12 protein-coding genes are annotated in these 9,562 nt (G+C 72.9%); 4 read left to right on the forward strand and 8 right to left on the reverse strand.

Features of this window, described 5'->3' with window-relative positions; translation table 11 throughout:
• Nucleotides 1-69: 69 nt before the first annotated feature.
• The 7 genes from IE209_RS32325 to IE209_RS32355 are packed head-to-tail and all read right to left on the reverse strand — an operon-like array spanning nt 70 to nt 5,869.
• Complete coding sequence (locus tag IE209_RS32325) at nt 70-492, reverse strand: PPC domain-containing DNA-binding protein (RefSeq protein WP_229883167.1); 423 nt, start codon at nt 490-492, stop codon at nt 70-72.
• Nucleotides 493-494: 2 nt separating this feature from the next.
• Nucleotides 495-1,049, reverse strand: a complete 555-nt coding sequence (locus IE209_RS32330; protein ID WP_189690971.1) for a 3-hydroxyanthranilate 3,4-dioxygenase — start codon at nt 1,047-1,049, stop codon at nt 495-497.
• A gap of 9 nt (nt 1,050-1,058) precedes the next feature.
• The gene (locus tag IE209_RS32335; RefSeq protein WP_189690972.1) at nt 1,059-1,862 is read right to left on the reverse strand and encodes an aspartate dehydrogenase; all 804 of its coding nucleotides are present in this window, start codon (nt 1,860-1,862) and stop codon (nt 1,059-1,061) included.
• A complete protein-coding gene (locus tag IE209_RS32340) occupies nt 1,859-2,833 on the reverse strand; it encodes a dihydrodipicolinate synthase family protein (RefSeq protein ID WP_229883168.1) in 975 nt (324 codons plus the stop codon). The genes IE209_RS32335 and IE209_RS32340 overlap by 4 nt, the downstream gene beginning before the upstream one ends.
• Nucleotides 2,827-5,004 (reverse strand): xanthine dehydrogenase family protein molybdopterin-binding subunit, encoded by a 2,178-nt coding sequence (locus IE209_RS32345; RefSeq protein ID WP_189690973.1) that lies wholly within the window; start codon nt 5,002-5,004, stop codon nt 2,827-2,829. Before IE209_RS32345 ends, IE209_RS32340 begins: the two co-directional genes overlap by 7 nt.
• Nucleotides 5,005-5,042: 38 nt before the next feature.
• Entirely contained in the window at nt 5,043-5,639 is a 597-nt protein-coding gene (locus IE209_RS32350) for a GNAT family N-acetyltransferase (protein WP_189690974.1), read from the reverse strand.
• Between the two features lie 14 nt (nt 5,640-5,653).
• Nucleotides 5,654-5,869, reverse strand: a complete 216-nt coding sequence (locus IE209_RS32355) for a DUF2917 domain-containing protein (protein ID WP_189690975.1) — start codon at nt 5,867-5,869, stop codon at nt 5,654-5,656.
• 82 nt (nt 5,870-5,951) lie between these two features.
• On the opposite strand from IE209_RS32355, the gene IE209_RS32360 reads away from it, so the two are divergent.
• Genes IE209_RS32360 through IE209_RS32370 form a run of 3 tightly spaced genes read left to right on the forward strand, consistent with a single transcriptional unit; the run spans nt 5,952 to nt 7,971 of the window.
• Nucleotides 5,952-6,896, forward strand: coding sequence for a LysR substrate-binding domain-containing protein (locus IE209_RS32360; RefSeq protein WP_189690976.1), 945 nt, complete (start codon nt 5,952-5,954; stop codon nt 6,894-6,896).
• A 2-nt stretch (nt 6,897-6,898) separates the two neighbouring features.
• Nucleotides 6,899-7,399: a DNA-deoxyinosine glycosylase gene (locus IE209_RS32365; RefSeq protein ID WP_189690977.1), complete on the forward strand. Its 501-nt coding sequence runs from the start codon at nt 6,899-6,901 to the stop codon at nt 7,397-7,399.
• A 50-nt stretch (nt 7,400-7,449) separates the two neighbouring features.
• Nucleotides 7,450-7,971, forward strand: a complete 522-nt coding sequence (locus IE209_RS32370; protein ID WP_189690978.1) for an Mpo1 family 2-hydroxy fatty acid dioxygenase — start codon at nt 7,450-7,452, stop codon at nt 7,969-7,971.
• On the opposite strand, the gene IE209_RS32375 is transcribed toward IE209_RS32370, so the two are convergent.
• The gene (locus IE209_RS32375) at nt 7,972-8,718 is read right to left on the reverse strand and encodes an SDR family oxidoreductase (RefSeq protein WP_189690979.1); all 747 of its coding nucleotides are present in this window, start codon (nt 8,716-8,718) and stop codon (nt 7,972-7,974) included.
• A 130-nt stretch (nt 8,719-8,848) separates the two neighbouring features.
• Here IE209_RS32375 and IE209_RS32380 point away from each other — a divergent pair, with 130 nt between their 5' ends.
• Nucleotides 8,849-9,538 (forward strand): dienelactone hydrolase family protein, encoded by a 690-nt coding sequence (locus tag IE209_RS32380; RefSeq protein WP_189690980.1) that lies wholly within the window; start codon nt 8,849-8,851, stop codon nt 9,536-9,538.
• The last annotated feature ends 24 nt before the right edge of the window (nt 9,539-9,562 follow it).

Below are 9,562 nucleotides of genomic sequence, written 5' to 3' on the forward strand. Positions count from 1 at the left end.
CCCGCAGCCACGTGGCCGCCTCGGCGCTGCCTTCACGAAAGATCCGGGCTAGCTGGCGCTTCGGGCGCTTCAGCGCCGCTGCGCCAGCAGCTCCAGGTAGCCCGTCAGCGGATCGGCCACGCGCTCGAACTGGTGGGCCGGCAGCAGGCCCAGCACGATCTCGGCCGTGGTGCGCACGTTGCAACCCGGCATCACATAGCCGCCCAGCACCTGGCCCTTGGCGTCGGACACGGCGGCGTGCAGGTGCAGGCCGCCCGGGCCCAGCGTGCCGGCCAGGCTCAGCAGTTCCAGCGGTCCCTCGATGCGCGTGCCGGTGGGCGCATCGGCATAGCGCAGCATGGCCCGCGTGAGGCTGCCCACGGCCGACAGCACGCAGGCCGCATGCACCGGTTCGGCAGCCTGGGCGGCGGTGTCGGCCCATTGCTGGAGCGCCGTGCGCAGGTCGTCGCCCGGGGCCAGGCGCAGCACTTCGATGCGCAGTTCGGTGGCCATGCTCAGACCCTCACCGCGGCGTGCCAGGCCTGCCAGTCGCGCCCCGGGTGCACCTGGCCGCAGGACGGGCAGCGGCGCGCGGCCGCGTCGCTGCCGTAGAAGGCGTCGAACACGCGCGGCAGATCGGCCACGATGTTTTGCAGCTGCACTTCGGAGCGCTGCACCAGCGCCGCGCAATGCGCGCAGTACCACTCGAAGCCGTCGACGAGGCCGGCAGGCCGGGCGCGCTCGACCACCAGGCACAGGCTGCCTTCCTCGGGCCGCTGCGGCGAATGCCGCACATGGGCCGGCAGCAGGAAGATGTCGCCTTCCCGGAGGTGGATGCGCTCGAACTTCCCGCGGTCCAGCACCAGCAGGCTGGCGTTGCCCTTGAACTGGTGGAAGAACTCCTCGAGCGGATCGTCGTGGAAGTCGGTGCGCTGGTTCCGCCCGCCGACCACGGTCACGAGGATGTCGGCGTCTTGCCAGACCTGCTGGTTGCCCACGGGCGGCTTGAGCCGGTCGGCGTGCTCGGCGATCCATTGCGGAAAGTTGATGGGCGGGCCGTAGCGCGGCATGCGTGTCTCCTAGGCGAGGGCGATGGCGGCGCCGCGGTTCAGGATGCAGCGCGCCAGGCTGGCCGGTGCCAGCATCGAGGTCTTGGGATTGTCGGGCAGCACCTGGCCGGTCACGCTGAAGTCGAAGTGGCCGAAGGCGCCCTCGGCATGCAGCACGTGGCGGTTGCCCTGGGCTGCCGGGTCGGCCATGAGCCGCACGCGCGTGGCCTCGAAGCCCGCGCCGGCCAGGGCCACGGCCGCCGCGACGTTGGCGTTCTGCGGAAAGCGCAGCGCAGCCTCGCGCGCCGTGCCCTCGTAGAAGACGGTGGGTGCCGCCAGCGTGCCGAGCGCGCAGAGCTGCTCGGCCGGCGTGCCCTTCCAGGCGCGCGCGGGCTTGTGCGAGAGGTAGTCGACCCGCGCGAGCCCGGCCAGCCGGGCAGCCGACAGGATGTCCAGCGCGCCAAGGGCGCCGGCCGGCACCAGCACCTGGGCGCCGCCTTCGCGTGCCGCCGTGCGCAGGCGCTCTTCCAGCGCGGCATCGGCCAGCGCGCCGACGGCCGCCACCAGCAGGTCGGTGCCGGCCGCGAGCACCCCGGCCCCGTGCTGCTGCAACGCAGTGTGGCCGGCGCATTCGACGACCAGGTCGGGCTGCAGGGCGAGCAGGGCCGCCACCGTCTCCACGCGTTCGGCACCTGCGGGCCAGTCGCTACCGGCCGAGGTGCCGGGCCGCTGCAGCACGGCGACGCAGCGCACGCTGTCGGTGTGCGCGGCCAGCATGCGCGCGAGGGAGCGACCCATGGCGCCGAAGCCGATCAGGGCAATGCGCTGGGTCATGGCGCCTCCAGGCCGCTGGCGGCGAAGGCCGCACGCACGCTGGCGCGCTGGGCTTCGTCCAGGTTCAGCAGCGGCCGGCGCACGGGGCCGCCGACCTGGCCCAGTTGTTCCAGCCAGTACTTCTGGGAGGCCTGGGGCGTGCCCGGCGGCCGGCAGGACTTCAGCGCCTGGCGCACGGGCTCCAGGCTGTCGCGTAGGCGGCGGGCGCCCACGGCGTCGCCGGCCATGGCCATCCGCGTGTAGGTGTCGATGCGCCGGTCGCCGGCCGTCTGGTAGAGCAGCGGCGGGATCGAGCAGAGGTAGACCTGCCAGTTGAGTTCCAGGATGTTGTCCAGCCATTCCTCCTCGGACGCGGTGCTGACGATGAGCTCGCCCTCGGTCATGCGCGTGAGCTCCACGTACATCGGGCGCGGCACGCTGTACTTGATGGCCACGATGTTGGGGATGGCGCGTGCGATGCGCGCACACAGCGCCGGGGACATCAGGTAGCCGGCGTCCTCGTGGCTCCACATGGCGATGCCGATGTCCAGCTGCGCAGCGATGTGTTCGTAGTAGGCGAACACGGTGTCGTCCACGTCGCGGCCGAAGTGCAGCAGCGGCGCATGCACCACGATGTAGTCGGCGCCGATGGCCTGGGCGTGCCGGGCCAGTTCGAGCACGGTGTCGAGGTTCTGGTCCGAGCAGGACAGGATGGTGCCGCTGCGGTTGCCGAGCGCGGCGGTCTCCTCCACCGCGATCTCGAACGTGCGCTTGCGTTCGGCGACGGACATCGAGAAGAACTCGCCCTGCTTGCCCGAGATGAACAGGCCGCCGACGCCGAGATCTGCGATCCAGTGGCGCAGGTTGCGGCGCAGGCCGGCCTCGTCCAGTGCGAGGTCCTCGGGCCGGAACGGCGTGGGCGCGGCGGCCCAGACGCCGCGCAGGTGTTCGCGCGCATAGGCCTTGGCGTCGCGCGCGCGGTACTTCAGCATGGGGTGTCTCCGGTGGTGGTGTGTTGGAGGGCCTGCCAGACCGACGCGGGGCTCAAAGGCAGGTCGAGGTGGGTGACGCCCAAGGGCGCGAGCGCGTCCAGCACGGCACCGCGCAGCGCGGCCGGCGCGGCGATGGCGCCGGATTCGCCCACGCCCTTGGCACCGAGCGGGTTGGCGGCGGTGGCGCTGGGCCGGCTCCGGTGCACGAGCGTGGGCAGGTCGTCCGCGCGCGGCACGGCGTAGTCCATCAGCGAGCCGGTCAACAGCTGGCCCTGGTCGTTGTAGTGCATGCGCTCCAGGAGGGCCTGGCCCAGGCCCTGGGCGAAGCCGCCATGCATCTGGCCTGCGAACAGCAGCGGGTTGACCACGGTGCCGGCATCGTCGACCCAGAAGGCACGTTCTGCACGCACCGCGCCCGTCTGGCGGTCAACGCTGGCCAGCACGATGCAGCAGCCCGCGCTCCAGGCCTCGGCCTGGGCGGTGTGGACGGTCTCGACGCTGACCGGCTGGTCGGCGGCCGGCAGCGCGCGCAAGGCCTGCGCGGCGCGCAGCACGGCGCTGCCGCCGATGGCCATGCTGCGGCTGGCCAGCGCGCCGATGCCGGCGGGCGCGCGCTCGCTGTCGCCTTCGACCACGTCGATGGCCGCAGGCGCGATGCCCAGTGCATCGGCAGCGATCTGTGCGAAGGCCGTCGCATGGCCCTGGCCCTGGTCGCTGCTGCCGCTGGCCAGGGTCACACGGCCGTCGGGCCAGCGCGTGAGCCGGGCGCTTTCCCAGCCCGTGCCGCAGGGCTCCACGTAGAGGTTGATGCCGATGCCCACGCATTCGCCCGCGGCACGCCGGCGCGCCTGCTCGGCGCGCAACGCGGGCAGGTCGGACAGCAGGCTGGCCGCGGCGAGCAGGCCGGCGTAGTCGCCCGAGTCCAGCCGCTGGCCGGTCGGCGTGGTCCAGGGCATGGCGCTGGCGGGCACGGCGTTGCGCAGGCGGATGGCCACCGGGTCCAGGCCGAGCCGGCGCGCGGCGGCGTCCATGAGGCCTTCCATCACCAGCGCGGCTTCGGGCCGGCCGGCGCCGCGGTAGATGCCGACCGCGGCCGTGGTGGTGACCACGCCGCGCGCCGCGATGTCGACGGCGGCGCAGCGGTAGGGCCCGGGCAGCATGCGCGCCGCGTTGAGCGCGGGCACGGGCGTGCTCCAGGTGCTGCGGCAGCCCAGCGCGTACAGCAGCTCGGCTTGCAATCCCAGCAGCGCGCCGTCGGCCGCGAAGAAGGCCTGTGCGGCGATCCGGCCGGCGCGGCCCTGGGGTGCGGAGACGAAGTCTTCCTCGCGCGTGGCGACCCAGCGCACGGGCGCCTGCAGCTGCAGCGCGCAGGCGGCCAGCGCCACCTCTTCCGGACCCAGCGAGGCCTTGCCACCGAAGGCGCCGCCCACCTCGGGGGCGATGCAGCGCACCTGTTCGGGCGCCAGGCCCAGCACGCGGGCCAGTTCCAGGCGCGCGCGGTGCGGCGATTGCAGCGGCGTCCACACCGTGAGCCGGCCGTCTTGCCAGTGCGCAAGCAGGCCGCGCGGTTCCAGCGCCATGGGTGCGACGGGCGGGCAGGCGATGCGCAGCTGCACCGTGGCTGCGGCCCGGGCGCGGGCCTGGGCCAGGTCGCCGGCCTGGTGGCGCTGCGTGAAGGCGGTGTTGTCGGGCCAGCCGTCCAGCAGGGCGGGCGCCGCAAGCGCTGCTTCGGCCGTGGTGCAGGCGGGCAGCGGCGTGTAGTCCACGGCCAGCGCCTCGGCCGCATCGCGGGCCTGCGCGGCCGTGTCGGCCACGACCAGCGCGATCGGCATGCCCACGCACAGCGCACGCCCGAACGCCAGCGCCGGGGTGTGGAAGGCGCGGACGTCGGGGAACAGCGGATTGACCGCCAGGTGGCCCAGGGTCTGCAGGTCCTCGCCCGCCAGCACCAGGCGCACGCCGGGCATGGCGCGCAGGTGGGCCAGGTTGGCCAGCGCGATGCGCGCGTGCGCCATGCTGCTGCGTGCGAAGGCGGCGTGCAGGCAGCCCGGCGGCGCGAGGTCGGCCAGGTACCGCCCCTGCCCGCGCAGCAGCGCGTCGTCCTCCCGGCGCGTGCAGGCGCGGCCCAGCCAGGGTGGGGTCGTCGACGCGTCGTGTGCGGGCCGGAGCATGGCCCATAGGGTAGCGGCGTTGCACCGCCGCCGGTTCTTCAGGCGCGCAGTCTGTCGCGCACGGGGCGGTGGATGGGCTGGGGCAGCGGTTCGTCCAGCGCAAGGGCCACGCGCGCCAGGCGCGCATCGCCCTGGCGCTCGGGCCGAAAGCCATGGGCGCGGGCCAGCGCCAGCATGGGCTGGTTGGTGCGCAGCACATCGCCGTACAGCCGCCGCACACCGTGCCGGCGTGCCACGCGCACGAGCTGGCGCAGCAGCCTGCCACCCAGGCCCAGGCCTTGCCAGTCGTCGGCCACGGCGAGTGCGAACTCGGCCTGGTCGGGCAAGTCGCCGTCGCAGACATAGCGCGCCTCGCCGACCTGCTGCGCACCGCCGCCGTGGTCGGCCACGGCCAGCAGCGCGACATGCTGGCGCAAGTCGATGTTGGTCAGGTAGGCCGCCATGCCGGGCGGCAGCGCGCTGAGCCCGGTCTGGAAACGCTGGTAGCGCGACTGCTGCGTGAGTCCGCGCGCGACGAACTCCGAGGCCAGCTGCAGATCGTCGGGCTGGACGGCGCGCACGGTCACGGCGCGGCCGTCGGCGAAGTCCCAGCGCGCGCTGGCATTGCGCTGCGGGCAGGCGAGGGCGGTGTCCACGGCCGGTCCCGGTGCTATTGCAGGCGGTGCAGCCGCGCGGGCGTCAGTGCGTACACCAGCAGCGCGCCGCGGGCCACGGGCGCGAACTGTTCGCCGGGCTCGAGCACCGTGTCGCGCACCTGGTCGTCCTCGGTGATCCACAGGCTGCCGCTGTCGCAGGCCACGCGGCTGCCGGGCGGCAGCCGCAACAGGCCGCGCAAGGGCAGTTCGTATTCGGTCAGAGCATCCATGTCGTTCCCCATCACATGCTTCGGTGGAATGAATGTAGGACCTAGAATCCGATCGTTCCAACGGTCGTTTTGAATGCTTTGCATGCGAAATGAGAATGCGAAAACCGAGGATGCAGGCATCGCACGTGACGATCTGCCGCGGCTGGACCTGCTGCGCAGCTTCGCCGTGGCCGCGCGCACGCTGAGCTTCACGCGGGCCGGCGAGGAACTCGCGCTCACGCAGTCGGCCGTGAGCCGGCAGATCCAGCAAATGGAGGAGGGCCTGGGCGTGGCCCTGTTCGAGCGGCGCCACCGCGCGCTGGCGCTGACCCCGGCCGGCGAGACCATGTACCGCGCCGTGCAGGACTGCCTGGAGCGCCTGCGCGACGCCACGGCCAGCGTGCGCGCCGTGCGCCGCGCGCGCCAGGTGGCGGTGACCACCACGCCGGGCTTCGCCTCGCTGTGGCTGATCCCGCGGCTGGCGCGCTTCTCGGCCGACCATCCGCTGGTGGACGTGCGCGTGTCGGCCACCAACGAGCTGCTGAACCTGGAGCGCGCCGGCATCGACGTGGCGGTGCGCTTTTGCGCCATCGCCCAGGGCATGGGCCGGCCGCTGTTCGAGGAGACCGTGCTGCCGGTCTGCGCGCCGCGCCTGTTGCAGGACCCGGCGCGCCCGCTGCGCAGCCCGGCCGACCTCGTGCACCACACGCTCCTGGTCATGGAGGGCCACCACGGCATGGCGCCCATGGAGGACTGGGCGCCCTGGCTGCAGGTCATGGGCCTGGCCGGCATCCGCGGCACCAACCAGCTGCGCTTTTCCAACTACAACGACGCCGTGGCCGCCGCGCTGGCCGGGCAGGGTGTGGCGATCGGCCGGCTGCCGCTGGCGGGCGCGCTGCTGCAAAGCGGCCAACTGGTTGCCCCGTTCGAGCGCAGCGGGCATTCGCAGCGCGGCTACTTCGTGGGGGCCGGCGCGCAGGCCCAGGCCAACCCCGATGCGCAGGACTTCATCGCCTGGCTGCATGCCGAGGCGCAGCGGCCGCTTTGAACATGGCGCAGGTCGAAAGCTTTCCCCCGGTGGCGCGGCCGGACGCGCGCGTGCTGGTGCTGGGCAGCATGCCGGGCGCCATGTCGCTGCGGCTGCAGCAGTACTACGCCCATCCGCAGAACGCGTTCTGGAAGATCATGGGCGCGCTGTTCGGCTTCGATCCGCTGCACACGGCGTACGACAGGCGCCTGGCGGCCTTGCAGGACGGCGGTGTGGCCCTGTGGGACGTGCTGGCCAGCTGCGAGCGCCCGGGCAGCCTGGACAGCGCCATCGTGCCGGCCAGCATCGTGCCCAACGACTTCGCGGCCTTCCTCGCCGCCCACCCGCGGGTGCAGCGCGTGTGCTTCAACGGCGCCAAGGCCGAGGCCGTGTTCCGTCGCCAGGTGCTGCCGCGGCTCGCCCCGCCGCTCGAACTGCTGCGCCTGCCTTCCACGAGCCCCGCCCACGCCGGCATGCCGCTGGCGGCCAAGACCACCGCCTGGCGCGACGCGCTGCTGGCTTGAGCGACCGGCGCCGCGGGTGTACAAGCGCGCCAGAACGACACGGAGACCACATGCGCAAGCTCGTCGACCAGCTGAGCCAGTACGCGGCCTACCACCGCGACCGCCGCAACATCGCCACCCATTTCATCGGCATCCCCATGATCGTGCAGGCCGTGGCCGTGCTGCTGGCCCGGCCGGTGCTGGTCGAGGCCGGGCCGGCGGCCGTCTCGGCCGCGACGCTGGTCACGCTGGCCACGGCGCTGTACTACCTGTGGCTGGACGTGCGCCTCGGCGCCGTGATGGCGGTGCTGCTCGGCCTGGCGCTGTGGTGCGCGCAAGTGCTCGCGGCGCAGCCCACGCCGGTTTGGCTGGGCTGGGGCCTGGGCCTGTTCGTGGTCGGCTGGCTCATCCAGTTCGTCGGCCACTGGTGGGAAGGGCGCAAGCCGGCCTTCGTCGACGACCTGGTCGGCCTGGTCATCGGCCCGCTGTTCGTGCTGGCCGAGCTGGCTTTCCTGCTGGGCTTGCGGCGCGAGCTGCAGCAGCAGATCGAGGCCCGCGTGGGGCCCGTGCGCGGCGCTGCCGTGGCGGCCTGATCAGCGCCCGCCCGAGACGTCGAGCAGCGCCATCGTGGTGTAGCTCGCGCCTTCGCCCATGAGCCAGACGATGGCTTCGGCGACCTCTTCGGCCGAGCCGCCGCGCTGCATGGGCACCAGGTGGGCGAGCTGCTGCACGCGGTCGGGCTGGCCGCCCGAAGCGTGGATCTCGGTCTCGATCAGGCCCGGCCGCACGGCGTTCACGCGGATGCCTTCGGCCGCCACCTCCTTGGCCAGGCCCAGCGTGAAAGTGTCGATGGCGCCCTTGCTGGCCGCGTAGTCCACGTACTGGCCCGCGCCGCCCAGGCGCGCGGCCGCGCTCGACATGTTGACGATGGCGCCGCCCTGGCCGCCATGGCGCGTGCTCATGCGGCGCACGGCCTCGCGCGCGCAGAGCAGGCTGCCGATCAGGTTGATGTCGAACATGCGGCGCCAGCGCGCCAGGTCCATCTCGTCCAGGCGCTGGCTGCGGTCCACCACGCCGGCGTTGTTGACGAGGGCGGTGAGCCGGCCGAGCCCCGCGTCGACTTCGCCGAACATGCGCAGCACCTGGGCTTCGTCGGACACGTCGGCCTGCACGGCGATGGCGCGGCCGCCCTGGTCCGCGATCCGGCGCACCACGTCCTGGGCAGCCTCTGCGTTGTGCGTGTAGTTCACGGCCACGGCCCAGCCCTGGCGGGCCGCCAGCAGCGCGGTGGCGGCGCCGATGCCGCGGCTGCCGCCGGTGACGAGTGCGATCTTGTCCATGCGGGTCTCCATGCGAGGAAAGGGCGCATCGTAGTGCGCGTCGCCGCCAAGACGGCGTGCGGTGGAGGGGCAAGCGGTTTCCTGCTACAACCGCCCGTTTCGCCAACACGCAACGAAGGAGCACCGCACCATGGGCCAGTTCATCGACCTGAAGTCTGCCGACGGATTCAGTTTCCCCGCCTACGTGGCCCGACCGGCCGGCACGCCCAAGGGCGCCATCGTGGTGCTCCAGGAGATCTTCGGCGTCAACTCGCACATCCGCAGCGTGGCCGACGGCTATGCCGCCCAGGGCTACCTGGCGGTGGCGCCGTCCACCTTCCACCGCGTCAAGCCCGGCGTGGAGCTGGGCTACTCCAACGAGGACATGCAGGCCGGCTTCGCGCTCAAGACCGCCGTGGAAGAGCTGCCCGCGCCCGGCGTGCTGGCCGACATCCAGGCCGCCATCGACCATGCCGCCAAAGAAAGCGGAAAGAAGGTCGGCATCGTGGGCTACTGCTGGGGCGGCCTGCTGACCTGGCGCAGCGCCTGCACCTTGAATGGCCTGGCCGCCGCCGTGCCCTACTACGGCGGCGGTGTGACGACCGAGGCCGAGGTGGCGCGCACGCCCAAGGTGCCGGTGCTCGCGCACTTCGGCGAGCGCGACCACTGGATCCCGCTGGACAGCGTGGAGGCCTTCAAGAAGGCGCATCCCGAGGTCGAGGTCCATGTCTACGCGGCCGACCACGGCTTCAACTGCGACCAGCGCGGCTCCTACGACGCGGCCGCGGCCAAGCTCGCGCTGGAGCGCACGCTGGCCTTCTTCGCCAAGCACGTCGGTTGAGCGCCGCCCGGCCGCCCGAAGGCG

The organism is Pseudorhodoferax aquiterrae, from assembly GCF_014652235.1.
In the GTDB taxonomy this organism is placed as follows: Bacteria; Pseudomonadota; Gammaproteobacteria; order Burkholderiales; family Burkholderiaceae_C; genus Pseudorhodoferax; species Pseudorhodoferax aquiterrae.

Excerpts from the sequence above, each read along its gene's own strand:
- IE209_RS32325 (WP_229883167.1), bottom strand. The coding sequence starts at position 492 with ATGGCCACCGAACTGCGCATCGAAGTGCTGCGCCTGGCCCCGGGCGAC.
- IE209_RS32330 (WP_189690971.1), bottom strand. The coding sequence starts at position 1,049 with ATGCCGCGCTACGGCCCGCCCATCAACTTTCCGCAATGGATCGCCGAG.
- IE209_RS32335 (WP_189690972.1), bottom strand. The coding sequence starts at position 1,862 with ATGACCCAGCGCATTGCCCTGATCGGCTTCGGCGCCATGGGTCGCTCC.
- IE209_RS32340 (WP_229883168.1), bottom strand. The coding sequence starts at position 2,833 with ATGCTGAAGTACCGCGCGCGCGACGCCAAGGCCTATGCGCGCGAACAC.
- IE209_RS32345 (WP_189690973.1), bottom strand. The coding sequence starts at position 5,004 with ATGCTCCGGCCCGCACACGACGCGTCGACGACCCCACCCTGGCTGGGC.
- IE209_RS32355 (WP_189690975.1), bottom strand. The coding sequence starts at position 5,869 with ATGGATGCTCTGACCGAATACGAACTGCCCTTGCGCGGCCTGTTGCGG.
- IE209_RS32360 (WP_189690976.1), top strand. The coding sequence starts at position 5,952 with ATGCGAAATGAGAATGCGAAAACCGAGGATGCAGGCATCGCACGTGAC.
- IE209_RS32365 (WP_189690977.1), top strand. The coding sequence starts at position 6,899 with ATGGCGCAGGTCGAAAGCTTTCCCCCGGTGGCGCGGCCGGACGCGCGC.
- IE209_RS32370 (WP_189690978.1), top strand. The coding sequence starts at position 7,450 with ATGCGCAAGCTCGTCGACCAGCTGAGCCAGTACGCGGCCTACCACCGC.
- IE209_RS32375 (WP_189690979.1), bottom strand. The coding sequence starts at position 8,718 with ATGGACAAGATCGCACTCGTCACCGGCGGCAGCCGCGGCATCGGCGCC.
- IE209_RS32380 (WP_189690980.1), top strand. The coding sequence starts at position 8,849 with ATGGGCCAGTTCATCGACCTGAAGTCTGCCGACGGATTCAGTTTCCCC.